The following is a 15,077-nucleotide window of genomic DNA, read 5'->3' as shown; positions in this document are numbered from 1 at the left end:
ACTGATGACTCGATTCCGGAGCGCGGCGTCACGGAGGACGGTGCCCCGGAACGACGAACGGCCGATGCGGAACCCCGTTCGGGGTCCGCACCGGCCGTCCGGTGTCGCGGTGGGTGTCAGCTGGCCGCGTAGGCCTTGAGCCGCCGCGCGCGGTCGCCCTCGCGCAGCTTCGACATGACCTCGCGCTCGATCTGGCGGACGCGCTCCCGGGAGAGGCCGAAGCGCTTGCCAATCTGGTCGAGCGTGCGCGGCTGCCCGTCGTCGAGGCCGTAGCGCAGCCGGATGACGTTCTGCTCGCGCTCGTCGAGCGTGGCGATGACCCGACGCATGTCGTCGTGCAGCAGGCCCGAGATCACCGTCGACTCGGCGTCGGTGGCCTCGGCGTCCTCGATGAAGTCCCCGAGCGGGGCCTCCTCCTCGGACCCGACCGGCATGTCGAGGCTCACCGGGTCGCGGCTGTGGTCGAGCAGGTCGGCCACCTTCTCCACCGCGAGGCCCGACTCCTCGGCCAGCTCCTCGTTGGTGGCCTCACGGCCGAGGGTCTGGTGCAGGTCGCGCTTGATGCGGGCCAGCTTGTTGACCTGCTCGACCAGGTGGACGGGCAGGCGGATGGTGCGGGCCTGGTCGGCCATGCCGCGGGTGATGGCCTGGCGGATCCACCACGTGGCGTAGGTCGAGAACTTGAAGCCCTTGGCGTAGTCGAACTTCTCCACGGCCCGGATGAGGCCGAGGTTGCCCTCCTGGATGAGGTCGAGCAGCGGCATCCCGCGGCCGGTGTAGCGCTTGGCCAGCGAGACGACGAGCCGCAGGTTGGCCTCGAGGAGGTGGGCGCGGGCGCGACGGCCGTCGCGCGCCACCATCCGCAGGTCCTTGGCCCGCTCGGGGTCGATCTCGGCGGTCGGGTCCTCGAGGAGGTGCGCCGCGAAGACGCCTGCCTCGATGCGCTTCGCCAGCTCGACCTCGTCGGCGGCCGTCAGCAGCGCGGTCTTTCCGATACCGTTGAGGTAGACACGGACGAGGTCGGCGGCCGGGCTCTGGGCGTCGAGGTCGCTCTGGATCTCGGCCTCGGTCTGCAGCACGGTGGTCTCGGAGGTGTCGCCGTCGGGGGTCGACTCGGGCAGGACGGCCTCGGCAGGAACGTCGGAACGAGACGTCTGCGGGGCGAGTGTCGCCGTCATGGAATCCTCCCTGCGCAGCGCTGGTCTGGCGCGCCGCGTCACATGGTCGAACGCGCGGTGACGCGCGATCGTTCCCGCGTCCCGGGTCGTCCTCCGGATAGCCGCTTGTGACGGTGATGACGCGTGGTTCCGGTCATCGGGACACAACGGAGCACGACCTCCGGCCCCTCAGACCTCCACCAGCACGGTGAAGGGGCCGTCGTTCACGGATGCCACCGCCATGTCCGCGCCGAACGTGCCCGTGGCCACCGTCGCCCCGCGGGCCCGCAGGGCCTCCACCACGGCGTCCACGACCCGCTCGGCCGCCTCGCCGGGCGCCGCCGCCGACCACGAGGGTCGTCGTCCCCGGCGCGTCTCGCCGTAGAGCGTGAACTGACTCACGACGAGCAGTCCCGCGCCGGTGTCGGCGCACGACGCCTCGCGCACCCACTCCCCGTCGCTGCGCTCGCCCGGCCCGAGGATGCGCAGCTCGTGCAGTTTGCGCGCCATCGTCGTCACCGGCTCGTCCCCGCGTCCCGGGTCGTCGCGGTGCACGCCGAGCAGGACGAGCAGCCCCGGCCCGTCGAGGGCCCCGACGACGGTGCCGTCGACCGTCACCGACGCCTCGGTCACCCGAGCGACGACGGCCCTCACGGCGCCGCGTCCCGCGGCACCAGCAGCCCGTGCAGGAACAGGTCCCGGACGACGGGCAGGGCGGCCGCGGTGAGCTCCTCGGCGTCACGCCCGTGGGCGACCGCGAGCAGCTCCAGCAGGTCGGCCAGGGGCAGGTGGCCCCGGCAGCCGGCGAGCAGGGACTCGCCGAGCTCGTCGAGGTCGTGGCGCCACTGCGGGCCGTCGAGGCGCACCAGCGTGCCCCCGATCCGCCGCCAGCCCTCGTCGGAGCCGGTGTAGCCGCGCTCCAGCGCCGTGGTCGGCGGGGCGACGAGCGGCTCGTCGAGCAGGTCGTGGCCCCGCAGCCACGCCACCCGGTCCAGCCACGCCTCGATCTCCGGGCCGAGCGGGTCGCCGATCGCCTGGCGCATGTCCTCCAACACGACCGTGCCCTCGTCGCCCGCGGCCGTCCGGCGCAGCGTGACGAACCCGAAGCCGATCCCCACCACGTCGTGCGCGGCGAAGAAGTCGAGCCACTCGGCGCTCCGGGCGCGGCCGACGGGGGAGGCCGGGTCGACGCCGGCGTCGCGCAGCCAGGTGCCGACGTGCAGCGCCGGGTCGGCCACGTCACGCTGCACCACCCACGCGTCCAGCCCGCCCGGCGCCGCCGCCCGCGTGGCCTCCTCGACCCACTGCCGCGGCCGCGCGGTCCAGCCGGTGCCCGGCTCGTCGGCCGCCTGCAGGTCGGCGCCGGTGATCAGCCACGAGGCGAGCAGCTGACCGACCCCACCCGGCGTCAGGAAGGCGGGGAGGGTGGAGACGAGCAGGGCGGAGGCGCCGTCGCCGCCGAGCCCGGAGTCGCGGTAGACGTGCTCGACGGCGGGCGGGCCGGGGACGAACGGCGGGTTGCAGACGACCTGGTCGAAGCGGCGGCCCTCGACCGGCTCCCACCACGGGCCGGTGAGCACCTCGGCGTCGACGCCGGAGACCGCGAACGTCGCGCGGGCGAGGGTGTTCGCGCGGGCGGACACGTCGGTGGCCGTGAGGGTCGTGGCGTGTCCCGAGCAGTGCAGGGTCTGCACGCCGCAGCCGGCGCCGAGGTCGAGCAGGGTGCCGACCGGTCGGCGCACCGTCGCCCGCGCCAACGACATCGACGCCGCGCCCGCCCCGAGCACGTGCTCGACGTCCTTGCCCTCGCCGCCGTCGAGATCCGAGACCACCCACCAGGAGCCGTGCTCGTCGGCGTGGGGGCGCAGGTCCAGCCCGGCCACCACCCCGTCGCCGCGGCGGCCCAGGAGCCCGGCGTCGAGGAGCTCGTCCAGCGCCACGGGGGCGAACGCCGCGGCGGCCTCCCCGGGCGTCACCGTCTCCGCGAGCAGGAAGAGGCGGACCAGGACGGGGAACGGCCCGTCGTCGGGAAGGCAGCGCCTCGCGGGTTCCGGCTCGCCCCGGTCGAGGGCGGCCCCGGCCTCGGCGCCCAGCGCCTCCGCGACGCCGTCGACGGTGAAGCCGGCGGCACGGAACACCGGCCCGAGGCGGCCCGCGACGGCCGGGAGTCGATCGATCACGATCACAGTCTGGCCTCGTGATCGGTACACCGGTCCCGGGGTCACTGTGACGGGTTGCACTCCGCTCTCACGGGGAACACGCCGTCCGGACGAAGGGGACCCCGCCACGTCGGACGTGGCAGGGTTCTTCCACCGGGCCCGGCGTCGTGACCCTGCGCACAGGGGCTGCCTCGGGCCCGGAGCCAGTGGAGAAGCGACGAAGCGGAGGCCAGCGGATGTCGGAGCAGGGCTCGAGTCAGGGAAACACGTACCCGCCGGACCCGGAGCTGTCGAAGACCGCCAACGTGCGTCCCGAGATGAAGGAACAGGACCTCGAGGAGTTCTGGGACTCCCAGGCGAAGGAGCGGATCAGCTGGTTCGAGCCGTACGACACGGTTCTGGACTGGCAGCTGCCCTACGCCAAGTGGTTCGTGGGCGGCAAGCTCAACGCCTGCTACAACGCGGTCGACCGCCACGTGGAGAACGGGCAGGGCGACAAGGTCGCGCTGCACGTCGTCCCCGACGACGGGCCCGACTCCGCCGACGCGCGCGACATCACGTTCGCGCAGCTGCAGGAGCAGGTCGTGCAGTTCGCGAACGGGCTGAAGAAGCTCGGGGTGGGCAAGGGCGTTCCGGTCGGGATCTACATGCAGATGATCCCCGAGGCCGTCGTGGCGATGCTCGCGTGCGCCCGCCTGGGCGCCCCGCACACCGTCGTCTTCGGCGGGTTCTCGGGCAAGGCCGTGGCCGAGCGGTGCAACGACCTCGAGTGCAAGGTCCTCATCACCCAGGACGAGGCGATGCGCGGCGGCAAGGCCGGCGCCCAGAAGACCAACGCCGACGACGGCCTCGACAGCGCGGGCAGCACGACGGTCGAGAAGATCGTCGTCGTCAAGCGCACCGGCGGGGACATCCCGATGAACGACCGGGACGTCTACCTCGACGACCTGATCGACGGCGAGTCCTCCGACGCGGAGAGCTGCCCCTGCGAGCCGATGGAGTCCGAGGACCTGCTGTTCCTCCTCTACACCTCCGGCTCGACCGGCAAGCCCAAGGGCGTCGTGCACACCACGGGTGGCTACCTCACCGGGGTCGCGACCACCCACAACCTCGTCTTCGACGTCAAGGACGACTCGGTCTACTGGTGCGCCGCCGACATCGGCTGGATCACCGGGCACAGCTACATCACCTACGGACCGCTGGTCAACGGCGTCACCTCCGTCCTCTACGAGGGCGTGCCGGGCTACCCGGACAAGGAGGTGTGGTGGAAGATCGTCGAGAAGTACAAGGTCTCGATCCTCTACACCTCGCCCACCGCGATCCGCTCCCACATGAAGTGGGGCGAGCAGCACGCGCAGGCGCACGACCTGTCGTCGATCCGGATCCTGGGCAGCGTCGGCGAGCCGATCAACCCCGAGGTCTGGGAGTGGTACCGCAAGTACGTCGGCGGCGACAAGGCGCCGATCATGGACACCTGGTGGCAGACCGAGACCGGGCACATCCTGATCACGCCGCTGCCGGGGATCACGACGCTGAAGCCGGGGTCGGCGCAGCAGCCCTTCCCGGGGGTCCGGCCGGAGATCCGTGACGACGAGGGCAACGTCCTCGACGTCGAGCAGACCGGCAACCTCGTCCTCACCGCCCCGTGGCCCGGGATGATGCGCGGGCTCTACAAGGACGACCAGCGGTTCCGCGACACGTACTGGTCGAAGTACTCCGACGCCTACTTCGCGGGCGACGGGGCCAAGTACGACGCCGACGGCGACATCATGCTGATGGGCCGGCTCGACGATGTCGTCAACGTGTCGGGCCACCGCCTCTCGACCTTCGAGATCGAGAGCGCCCTGGTCGAGCACGAGGACGTGGCCGAGGCCGCCGTCGCCGCGCGCAAGGACCCGGACACCGGACAGGCGATCGTCGCCTTCGTGTCGCTCACCGGCGACAAGGAGGGCACCGACGAGCTCGAGCAGGCCCTGCGCGAGCAGGTCGCCCAGTCCATCGGGAAGCTGGCCCGCCCGGCGACCGTGATCTTCGCGCCCGACCTGCCCAAGACCCGGTCGGGCAAGATCATGCGCCGCCTGCTCAAGAACCTCGCCGAGGGCGAGGAACTGGGCGACACCTCCACGCTGGTCGACCCGTCCGTGGTCGAGGAGATGAAGAAGCAGATCAGCAACTAGGTGCTCCGCACGTGAGCACTCGTCCGTGCCGGAGCACGGATGAGTGCTCACGGCCGGAGGCACCTCCGTGCCCACACGGATGACCGCCGCCCGCTCGACTGACACGGTGCCCTCGGTGACGACCCCGGTGATCCTCTCCATGGGCACCGGTCACGTCGACGTCCGGGGGGCGTGCCCACGGCCCGGGGTCGTCGCCTCCCTCACGGCGCTGGTGACGGGCGCCGTGGCGGTGGGGTGGTTGGCCCCGCTCGCGGCGTACGACCCACTGACCTACGTCGCCGCCGTCGCCGTCGCGATGGCCGTCAGCAGCACCGGCGTCGTCCTGGCGCTCGACGACCAGCAGTCGGGCACCGGCCGTCTCCTCATCGCGGTCGCCGTGGTGTGGCTCTTCTCCTGGAGCAACGAGTGGCGCGTCGGCCCGCTCCCGCTGCTGTCCGGGATCGTCGGCCCGCTCTGGTACGTCCTCGGAGCGCTCGCGCTGCTGCGCTACCCGCACTCGCGCCTCGAGCGGCGGTACGAGCAGCTGTTCCTGGTGGTCCTCGGCGTGTGGGCGTGCGGCGGGGCGTCGGCTCTCGCCGCGCTCAGCCGTCCCGAGTGGTCCGGCTTCCCGCCTGACGCGGTGTGGCCCGCCGTGGTGGCGGACCCGGACCGGGGGACCTACGAGGCCCTGGCCACCGGGTGGTTCGCGGGCCTCGGGGCATGCTTCGCGCTCCTGCTCGTGCTGCTCGGCGCGAAGGTCCGCAGGTCGCGCGGGCTGGATCGACGGGAAATCCTCCCGCCCGCGTGCGCCGCCGGCGGTATCGCCGTCGCCGGGCTCGCCTACGTCGGGGTGCGGCTCGTCGACGTGCCCGCCGCGGTCCGTGACCTCTCCCTCCTCGTCGTCGCGGTCGCCGTGGCCTCGACGCCCATCGCGTTCCTCGTCGTCGCCGTCCGGTGGCAGGCGGCGCGGGCGGCGGTCGCGGCGCTCGTCGTCGAGCTGACGACGCGCACGCCCGGCTCCGCCGCCGTGAGCGAGGCGTTGCGGACGGCGCTCCGGGACCCCGGACTGCGGCTGTCGTACTGGAACCCGTCCGAGGGCCGCTTCGAGGAGGTCGACGAGCCGCCCGCCCTCGTTCCCGACGACGGGTGGCGGGTGGAACTCCGCGACGCCGACGGGGAGCCGTTGGCCGCGCTGGTGCTCGACCCGCTCCTGCGCCGCCACCCGGAACTGGTGACCGCCGCGGTCGGTGCCGGGGCGCTGGCCCTCGCGAACGGTCGCCTGCACCATCGGCTCCGGGCGCAGCTCGCGGAGGTGCAGGCCTCCCGGCAGCGGATCGTCACGGCGACCAGGGAGGAACGGCAGCGTCTCGAACGGGCGGTGCACGACGGGGCCCAGGGTCCGCTGGTCGCGGTGACCGCAGCGCTGTCGACGGTGCGGCTGCAGGTCCGGGACCGACCCGACGTCCTCGCGGCGGTCGAGCGGGCCCAGGACACGGTCAGGACGGCCCTGGGCGACCTGCGCGACATCGCCCGGGGCATCCACCCGATGGTGCTCAGCGAGGAGGGTCTGCGGGCCGCCCTCGCGCGGCTCGCCGAGGGGCTGCGGGTCCCGACGACGATCGACATCCCGGACACGCGGCTGCCCCGGGACGTGGAGAGCGCGCTCTACTACACCGCCGCGGAGGCCCTCACCAACGTCGTCAGGCACGCGGAGGCGACCCACGTCCACGTCGTGGTCGGCGTCGAGCGCGACGCCGCGCGCATGGCGGTGACCGACGACGGTCGGGGTGGGGCCGCGCCGGAGGGGGGTTCGGGGCTGCTCGGACTCCGCGACCGCGCCCGTGCCCTCGGCGGGGACCTCGCCGTGGCCGACGGCCCGACCGGTGGGACGTGCCTGGTGGTGACGATCCCGTGCGGGTAGCGCTGCTCGAGGACGGCGTCCTCCGGACGGCCCTGCGCTACCTGCTCGAGGCGGGTGGGTTCGACGTGATCGGCGATGCCGGCACCGCGTCGGAGTTCCTGGAGATCGTCGCGCGGGAGCGACCGGATGCCGCGATCCTGGACATCCGGCTCGAGCCCGGTTCCGACGACGCCTCCGGACTGGTCGTCGCGAGCCGGGTCCACGAGCTCGACCCGGGCATCGGGTTGCTCGCCCTGTCCATGTTCGACGACGTCACCTGGGCCGATCGGCTCCTCGAGCTGCGGGAACGCGGCATCGGCTACCTGTTGAAGGACCGGGTCGACTCCCCGCCGGTGCTCTTCGCCGCCCTGCACCGCATCCACGGGGGCGGGACCGCAATCGACGCGGGGATCGTCGAGCGGCTGGTGCGCTACCGGGACCGGCAGGGGAGCCTCGCGCGGCTGACCCACCGCGAGCGCGAGGTGCTCGGGCTCGTGGCCGAGGGCTTGTCCAACGCGGCGATCGCGGACCGCCTCGTGGTCGGGCGACGGACCGTGGAGACCCACGTCGCGAGCCTGTTCACCAAGCTCGATCTCGACGGAGAGCGCCACGACCGCCGGGTGGCGGCGGCACTCACCTGGCTCCAGGCCGGACCTCGCTGAGGCTCTCCGGCGGTCAGTCCTTCGGCGGCACCTCGCCGCGCAGGATCGCCAGCTCGTCGGTGACCCGGCCCATGATCCGGTCGGTCGCCTGCTGCAGGGCCGTGCGCTGTCCCTGTCTGCCGACCAGGTCGGCGAGGTCCACGGGCTCCCCGGCGAGCACCCGCAGGGTGGCGCGCGGGACCAGGGTCCCGACCTTCGCCCGGGGCGGGAGCAGGAAGTGCGCCCCCCACTGCCCGACCGGGATCACCGGCGCGCCGGTGGCCAGCGCCATCCGCGCGATCCCGGTGTGCGCCTTCTGCGGCCACCCGTCCGACTCGTAGGGGAAGCCACCCTCGGGGTAGACCACCACGCACTCGCCACGGTTCACGGCCTCGACCGCGGCCCGGTAGGCCTCGATGCCCGATGCCTTCCGGTCGACCGGGATGTGCCGGCCGCCGCGCAGCGGTGCGCCCACCACCTTCATGCCCCACAGCTCCTTCATCGCGAGGAACCGGGGGATGCGGCCCTGCGCCATGCAGTAGGCCACGAGCACGATCGGGTCCACGTGCGAGAGGTGGTTGACCGCCAGCAGCACGCCGCCCTGCTTCGGCAGGTGCCGGCCACCGCGGAAGTCCCAGCGCGCCACGGCCATGAGCACCGGCCACAGCACCTCGATGGCGAAGCCGTACCCGAAGCCGCGGTCCCGACGCGGCATGAGCAGCCAGATCAGCAGCTTGCGCCACAGCCGCATCGGCCGGCCCGGCGGGCGCCGGTCGTGCCCCTGCGCGATGCGCCGCACGGTCGGGTGCGGGCGCGGCTGCTCGGCGTGCTGCGGGGCCTGCGGCGCGTTCCCGACGGCGGGTGCGGGTCCCGGGTCCGGGGGCGGGGCCGCCAGCGGCGAGGACCCGTCGTCGGGAAGGGGAGGCTGCGGCGCCTGGGAGGACATGCCCCGGATCATGTCCTGTCGTTCGCCGTGCCCGCACGAGTAGTTCTCCGTGGCGCGTCCCGTCGCGTCGAACCGCCGGCGCCGCTGACCCGATGATCCTGCCGAGGTCGATCGAGACAGCAGGAGGACCCATGGCAGGCGCAGCGACCCGGGTGGCCCGGGCGGCGAGCAGGTTCGTCGAGGGGCAGCTGCCCGTCCGGATCCGCGCGTGGGACGGCAGCGAGGCCGGCGCGTCCCGGGAGTCGGGCGCTCCCGTCGTCGTCCTGAACCACCGCCGGGCGCTGCGGCGCCTGCTCTGGCAGCCGGGCGAGATGGGGTTGGCGCACGCGTACGTGTCGGGGGACCTCGACGTCGAGGGCGACCTCGGCGAGGGCCTCACCGCGATGTGGGGCCTCGTCCGCGACGGCGCGGTGCGCCCGCGCAAGCCCGGCGTCGCGGAGCTGCCCGGCCTGCTCGGCGGCGCGGCCCGGCTCGGGCTGCTCGGTCCGAAGCCGGCCCCGCCGCCCGAGGCGATCCGGCTGCCGCGCTTCGCGAAGCTGCACTCGAAGCTGCGCGACCGGGCGGTCATCCACCACCACTACGACGCCGGCAACGACTTCTACGAGCTCATCCTCGACCGGAACATGGCGTACTCGTCGGGCTACTGGGCGGACCTGTCGGCCCCGGTCACCGAGGCGAACCTGGTCGCGGCGCAGCACGCCAAGCTCGACATGATCTGCCGCAAGCTCGGGCTCGGCCCGGGGTCGACGCTGCTCGACGTCGGGTGCGGCTGGGGCTCGCTGCCCATCCACGCGGCCAAGTACTTCGGCGCGCACGTGCGCGGCGTGACGATCGCGACCGAGCAGCGCGACCACATCAACCAGCGGATCCGCGCCGAGGGCCTGGCCGACAAGGTGCAGGTCGACCTCGTCGACTACCGCGACGTGCCGACGCGCATCGAGGGCTACGGCGAGTTCGACGCGGTGTCGAGCATCGAGATGGGCGAGCACGTCGGCGACGGGAACTACCCGACGTTCGCCTCGATCCTGTTCGGCGCGCTGCACCCGGGCGGGCGGGCGCTCGTGCAGCAGATGTCGCGCCGGCCCGGTGACCACCCCGGCGGCGGCCCGTTCATCGAGACCTACGTGACGCCGGACATGGTCATGCGTCCCGTCGGCGACACCCTCACGCTGCTGCAGCGCGCGGGCCTCGAGGTCCGCGACGTCCACGTCATGCGCGAGCACTACGTGCCGACGTGCCGGGCCTGGATCGCGACGCTGGAGCGCAACTGGGACCGCGCGGTAGCGCTGGCCGGGGAGCGCGGCGCCCGGATGTGGCGGCTCTACCTCGTGGGAGCCGCCCTCGCGTTCGAGGAGAACCGCATGGGCGTGGACCAGATCCTGCTGGCGCGGCCGACGGCGACCGGTCGTTCCGGGATGCCGGCGACACGGGCCACGTTCGAGCCGGCGGTGGAATCCGCCCGGGCGGGTACCTCGGGCGCATGAGCTTCGACTGGGCGGCCGCCGGCATCCTGCTGGCGGTCGCCGTCGGCGTCGTGGTCGTGACCTTCGTGGTGACGCTGCTGGTGGCGCGGGCGGTGGGCAAGCACTCGGTCGTCGACGTGACGTGGGGCCTGGGGTTCGTGCTGATCGCGGTGTCGGCGTACGTGACGTCGGGGCTGCTCGGCGTCGGGAACGGCACCGTACGGCTCGTGGCGCTGCTGCTCCCGGTGATCTGGGGCCTGCGGCTCGCGATCTACATCGGCTGGCGCAACCACGGCAAGGGCGAGGACCCGCGCTACAGCGAGATGCTCGGCGACGACCACGCGCCGGGCGCGATCACCTGGACCGTGGTGCGCAAGGTCTACCTGACCCAGGCCGGGGTGCAGCTCGTCGTCGTGCTGCCCGTGCTCGCGGCGATGGTCCGCACCTCGACGGTGTCCGTGCTGCTGGTCCTGGGCGCGCTCGTCTGGCTCGTCGGGTTCTTCTTCGAGTCGGTCGGCGACGCGCAGCTCGCGCGGTTCAAGGCGAACCCCGACAACAAGGGGAAGGTCCTGGACTCCGGGCTCTGGCGCTACACCCGGCACCCCAACTACTTCGGCGACTTCTGCGTCTGGTGGGGCATCTTCCTGGTCGCCGTCGGGCACCCGGCGGGGCTGGTGACGGTGGTCGGGCCGGCGCTCATGAGCTACCTGCTCATCGGCGTGACCGGCAAGGAGCTGACCGAGAAGGGCATGTCCGACCGGCCGGGGTACGCCGAGTACGTCGAGCGCACCAGCGGCTTCTTCCCGCTGCCGCCCGGCTCCGCCCCCGCCCGTGCCACCTGAGGAGAACCCCGTGCCGCTTCCCGACGGCCTCGTCGAGCTGCTGCGCCGCCCGGCGCCGTGCTTCATCGCCACGCTCATGCCCGACGGGTCCCCGCAGATGACGGAGACGTGGGTCGACACCGACGGGGAGCACGTCGTCGTGAACGTCGTCGGCGGCATGCAGAAGGCGCGCAACGTCGCCCGCGACCCGCGCGTGGCGTTGAACGTCGCCGACCCGGACAACCCGTCGCGGTACTACGGCGTCCGCGGCCGCGTGGTGGAGACGACGACCGAGGGCGGGAAGGACCACATCGAGGAGCTCTCGCAGCGCTACCTCGGCCGGCCCTACCCGAACTTCTCCGGCAACCCCGACGAGACGCGGGTGATCCTCCGGATCGCCGCCGACTCGATCCACGCGCCCATGGGCTGAGTCCGTCCCTGGAACGAGCGGCCCCTTCGGTCGAGCTATTCGACCGAAGGGGCCCTTCGCGTGGAACGGCTCAGTTCTCCCGACGCTTGCGCAGCGTCGTGAGCGCGGAGTCGGCGTGCTCGTCGAACTTCATCTCCCCGGTGATCACCTCGAGCACCGTGCGGTCGGTGTCGATGACGAACGTCTTGCGCTTGATCGGCAGGACCGGCAGCCACGAACGCTTCGCGTCGAACTTCTTCGCGACCTCGCCCTTCGGGTCCGAGAGCAGCGGGTAGTCGAAGGAGTTCGCCTGCGAGAACGTGTGCTGCTTCTCCACCGAGTCGGCGCTGATGCCGACGCGCTGGGCGCCGACCTCGGCGAACTCCTGCGCGAGATCGCGGAAGTGGCAGCTCTCCTGGGTGCAGCCGCCCGAGCTGGCGAGCGGGTAGAAGAACAGGACCACCGGCCCGTTCGTCAGCAGCTCCGAGAGCGTCCGGGTGGCCCCGGTGTCGTCGGCGAGCGAGAAGTCGGGCGCGGTGTCTCCGGCCTTCATCAGTGGGGTCCCCTTCGTGACGGCGGGTGTCGGTCCGCGTTCGATCGCGATCCTCCCGCGGTTCACCCGTGATCCGGACCTCACGACCGGAACCGACCTGACGTCGGGAACGAGCCGAAGATGGAGACGTGACCCTTCCTCGTCTCGAAGCCGCCTCCCCGCACGGGGACGGCAGCGCCGGTGTCGTCCTCGTGCTCCACGGCGGGCGGCCCGACGGACACCAGGGGGCGGGCGGCTTCCTGCTCTCGCACGTGCGGATGGTGCCGTTCGGGCAGGCGGTGGCCAGGGCGGGCGCCCGGCGGGGGGTCGAGACCGATCTGCTCCGCTACCGGGTCCGGGGGTGGAACGCGCCGGAGCTCGACCCCGTGGTCGACGCCCGGTGGGCCCTCGACGACGTCCGGCGGCGGCACGGGGACGACGTCCGCGTGGTGCTGGTCGGGCACTCGATGGGGGCCCGGGCCGCGTTGCGGGTGGGGGGCGACCCGAACGTCGTCGGGATCGCGGCCCTCGCGCCGTGGATCGAGCGCAACGAGCCGTGGGAGCACCTGCGGGGGCAGACGCTGCTCGTGGCGCACGGCGACCGGGAGCGGATGACCGACCCGCGCGCCTCGTTGTGGTTCGCCCGCCAGGTCTCGACGATCAGCGACCGCGTGGCGCGCTTCGACGTGCACGGGGACGGCCACGCGATGCTGCGGCGGGCGGGGGAGTGGCACGGCCTCACCGCACGGTTCGCCCTGGCCGCCCTCGGCCTCGAACCGTTCGAGCCGGACGTCGCGAACGCGATGGCGGTCGGTGCCCCCGAGGGCCTGTCCGTCCCGCTCTCCGCCACCGTCTGAGGAGTCGCCCGTGTCCCGGGATCGTGTCGCCGTGATCGGGGCCGGCGTGTCCGGCCTGACCGCCGCCTACGTGCTGCAGCGTGCGCACGACGTCACGCTCTTCGAGGCCGAGTCACGCCTCGGCGGGCACGCGCACACGCACGACCTGGAGCACGTCAGCGTCGACTCGGGCTTCATCGTCCACAATCACGCGACGTACCCGAACCTCATCCGGCTGTTCGGCGAGCTCGGCGTGGCCACGCAGGACTCCGAGATGTCGATGAGCGTGCGCGACGACGCGACCGGTCTGGAGTACGCCGGCGCGCGGGGTGCGGCCGGGCTGTTCGCCCAGAAGCGCAACCTCGCGAACCCGCGCCACCTCGCGATGCTCGCCGAGGTCCTGCGCTTCCACCGCGCCGCGCGGCGGGTGCTCGCGGGCCACACCGACCTCGACGACGAGGTGACGCTCGGCGAGTTCCTCCGGGCGCACCGCTTCTCGCCCTACTTCGTGGACACGTTCGCGGTGCCGGTCGTGTCGGCGGTCTGGTCGTCGGGCGCGGAGCTCTCGATGCAGTACCCGGCCCGCTACCTCTTCGCCTTCCTGGCCAACCACGGGCTGCTCTCGGTCGGCGGGTCGCACCAGTGGAAGACGGTCGTCGGGGGCTCGGCGCGCTACGTCGAGAAGGCCGCGAAGGGGCTGTCGGCGGTCGAGGTGTCAACGCCCGTGCGCGCGGTCGCCCGTGTCGGCGAGGGCTTCGAGGTCCGGGACGACGCGGACGTGGCGCACACGTTCGACCGGGTGGTGATCGCTACGCACGCGCCGACCGCGCTGTCGATGCTGGCCGCGCCGACCACCGACGAGCGGACCGTCCTCGGGGCGTTCGAGTACTCCGCCAACGAGACCTGGCTGCACACCGACACGTCGATCCTGCCGAAGGCCCCCGCGGCCCGCGCCTCGTGGAACCTGCTGCGGGTCCCCGGCGACGACCGCGTGCTCGTCAGCTACGACATGACCCGCCTCATGCGGCTCGACGCGCCCGAGACCTACGTCGTGACGCTCAATGCGACCGACCGCGTCGACCCCTCGAAGGTCATCGCGACGATGGACTACGAGCACCCGGCCTACACGCCGGCCTCGGTCGCCGCGCAGCGGAAGCTGCCCGGGCTCAACGACGGCCGGATCGCCTTCGCCGGCGCGTACCACGGCTGGGGCTTCCACGAGGACGGCTGCGCCTCGGGAGTGCGCGCGGCCGCCTCGCTCGGGGTCACGTGGTGACGTCCCTGTACGAGGTGCTGGTGGAGCACCGGCGCTCGCAGACCCTGGACGACGCCTTCACCCACCGCATGTACCTGTGGCTGGTGGACCTCGACGACCTGCCGTCGTACCCGGGAGTGGCCTTCCGCGGCGCCGACCACCTCGGCGACCCCGACCGGTCGATCCGTGAGAACCTCGACGCCTTCCTCGCGGCGCAGGGGCGGGAACGGCCGGCCCAAGTGCTGATGCTCGCCCACCCCCGGACGTTCGGCTACGTCTTCAACCCGATCTCGCTGTACTGGGCCTACTCCGCGACGGGCGCGCTGTCCGCCGTCGTCGCCGAGGTCCACAACACCTACGGCGGTCGGCACCACTACCTGCTCGACGTCGACGACGCCGGCCGCGCGCGGGTGGACAAGGACTTCTACGTCTCCCCGTTCTTCCCGGTCGACGGCGAGTACCGGATGAAGGTGCCGGAGCCGGGGGAGACCCTCTCGGCCACGGTGGTGCTCCGGCGTCCGGATGCTGACGGCGAGCTCGTGACCGCCTTCGTCGCGACCATGCGCGGGACCCGTCGGCCGGCCACCCGACGGGCGTTGCTCCGGGCCGCGCTGCGGCACCCGCTCGTCACCCACCGGGTCTCGCTCGCGATCCGACGCCGCGGGGTGTCGCTCTACCTGCGCGGGCTCCCGGTCATCACGCGGACCCCCGCCGACGTCGACCGCGGGCTCGGCCAGCTCGAGCGGGTCTGACCCCTCCCGTCTCCCGAGCGGACGAGCCGCGGTGTGCGGTACCCGACGGT

The 15,077-nt window shown here is 72.8% G+C and carries 14 protein-coding genes; 9 read left to right on the top strand and 5 right to left on the bottom strand.

The window, feature by feature from the left end; genetic code table 11:
- Positions 1–116: 116 nt before the first annotated feature.
- The 3 genes from A3CO_RS0122735 to A3CO_RS0122725 all read right to left on the bottom strand — a co-directional run bounded on the left by A3CO_RS0122735 (position 117) and on the right by A3CO_RS0122725 (position 3,343).
- On the bottom strand, positions 117–1,178 hold the full coding sequence (locus tag A3CO_RS0122735; protein WP_018334555.1) for a sigma-70 family RNA polymerase sigma factor: 1,062 nt from the start codon (positions 1,176–1,178) through the stop codon (positions 117–119).
- 168 nt (positions 1,179–1,346) lie between these two features.
- Positions 1,347–1,811, bottom strand: coding sequence for a D-aminoacyl-tRNA deacylase (gene dtd, locus A3CO_RS0122730; RefSeq protein WP_026204889.1), 465 nt, complete (start codon positions 1,809–1,811; stop codon positions 1,347–1,349).
- Positions 1,808–3,343 (bottom strand): DUF7782 domain-containing protein, encoded by a 1,536-nt coding sequence (locus tag A3CO_RS0122725; RefSeq protein ID WP_018334553.1) that lies wholly within the window; start codon positions 3,341–3,343, stop codon positions 1,808–1,810. Before A3CO_RS0122725 ends, dtd begins: the two co-directional genes overlap by 4 nt.
- A gap of 209 nt (positions 3,344–3,552) precedes the next feature.
- Here A3CO_RS0122725 and acs point away from each other — a divergent pair, with 209 nt between their 5' ends.
- From acs to A3CO_RS0122710, 3 genes are all read left to right on the top strand, one after another.
- The gene (acs, locus tag A3CO_RS0122720; RefSeq protein WP_018334552.1) at positions 3,553–5,493 is read left to right on the top strand and encodes an acetate--CoA ligase; all 1,941 of its coding nucleotides are present in this window, start codon (positions 3,553–3,555) and stop codon (positions 5,491–5,493) included.
- A 115-nt stretch (positions 5,494–5,608) separates the two neighbouring features.
- Positions 5,609–7,393, top strand: a complete 1,785-nt coding sequence (locus A3CO_RS0122715; RefSeq protein ID WP_245561572.1) for a sensor histidine kinase — start codon at positions 5,609–5,611, stop codon at positions 7,391–7,393.
- Positions 7,384–8,034: a LuxR C-terminal-related transcriptional regulator gene (locus A3CO_RS0122710; protein ID WP_018334550.1), complete on the top strand. Its 651-nt coding sequence runs from the start codon at positions 7,384–7,386 to the stop codon at positions 8,032–8,034. The genes A3CO_RS0122715 and A3CO_RS0122710 overlap by 10 nt, the downstream gene beginning before the upstream one ends.
- Before the next feature lie 13 nt (positions 8,035–8,047).
- On the opposite strand, the gene A3CO_RS0122705 is transcribed toward A3CO_RS0122710, so the two are convergent.
- Positions 8,048–8,959, bottom strand: coding sequence for a lysophospholipid acyltransferase family protein (locus tag A3CO_RS0122705; RefSeq protein ID WP_245561571.1), 912 nt, complete (start codon positions 8,957–8,959; stop codon positions 8,048–8,050).
- A gap of 131 nt (positions 8,960–9,090) precedes the next feature.
- On the opposite strand from A3CO_RS0122705, the gene A3CO_RS0122700 reads away from it, so the two are divergent.
- The 3 genes from A3CO_RS0122700 to A3CO_RS0122690 are packed head-to-tail and all read left to right on the top strand — an operon-like array spanning position 9,091 to position 11,673.
- Entirely contained in the window at positions 9,091–10,443 is a 1,353-nt protein-coding gene (locus A3CO_RS0122700; protein ID WP_033414847.1) for an SAM-dependent methyltransferase, read from the top strand.
- Positions 10,440–11,264 carry a DUF1295 domain-containing protein gene (locus A3CO_RS0122695; RefSeq protein ID WP_018334547.1) on the top strand — a complete coding sequence of 275 codons (825 nt, stop codon included), beginning with the start codon at positions 10,440–10,442 and terminating at the stop codon, positions 11,262–11,264. Before A3CO_RS0122700 ends, A3CO_RS0122695 begins: the two co-directional genes overlap by 4 nt.
- Before the next feature lie 10 nt (positions 11,265–11,274).
- Entirely contained in the window at positions 11,275–11,673 is a 399-nt protein-coding gene (locus A3CO_RS0122690; protein ID WP_018334546.1) for a PPOX class F420-dependent oxidoreductase, read from the top strand.
- 70 nt (positions 11,674–11,743) lie between these two features.
- Here the strand turns inward: A3CO_RS0122690 and A3CO_RS0122685 are convergent, their stop codons facing one another.
- Positions 11,744–12,205: a peroxiredoxin gene (locus tag A3CO_RS0122685; RefSeq protein ID WP_026204886.1), complete on the bottom strand. Its 462-nt coding sequence runs from the start codon at positions 12,203–12,205 to the stop codon at positions 11,744–11,746.
- Positions 12,206–12,333: 128 nt separating this feature from the next.
- On the opposite strand from A3CO_RS0122685, the gene A3CO_RS0122675 reads away from it, so the two are divergent.
- The 3 genes from A3CO_RS0122675 to A3CO_RS0122665 are packed head-to-tail and all read left to right on the top strand — an operon-like array spanning position 12,334 to position 15,027.
- Positions 12,334–13,041 carry an alpha/beta hydrolase gene (locus tag A3CO_RS0122675; RefSeq protein ID WP_051086045.1) on the top strand — a complete coding sequence of 236 codons (708 nt, stop codon included), beginning with the start codon at positions 12,334–12,336 and terminating at the stop codon, positions 13,039–13,041.
- 10 nt (positions 13,042–13,051) lie between these two features.
- Positions 13,052–14,296 (top strand): NAD(P)/FAD-dependent oxidoreductase, encoded by a 1,245-nt coding sequence (locus tag A3CO_RS0122670; RefSeq protein ID WP_018334542.1) that lies wholly within the window; start codon positions 13,052–13,054, stop codon positions 14,294–14,296.
- Entirely contained in the window at positions 14,293–15,027 is a 735-nt protein-coding gene (locus A3CO_RS0122665) for a DUF1365 domain-containing protein (RefSeq protein ID WP_018334541.1), read from the top strand. Before A3CO_RS0122670 ends, A3CO_RS0122665 begins: the two co-directional genes overlap by 4 nt.
- The last annotated feature ends 50 nt before the right edge of the window (positions 15,028–15,077 follow it).

The organism is Actinomycetospora chiangmaiensis DSM 45062 (genome assembly GCF_000379625.1).
GTDB classification, from domain to species: Bacteria; Actinomycetota; Actinomycetes; order Mycobacteriales; family Pseudonocardiaceae; genus Actinomycetospora; species Actinomycetospora chiangmaiensis.
Note: the sequence above shows the minus strand (reverse complement) of the source record. Positions and strands in the feature narration are given on the sequence as shown.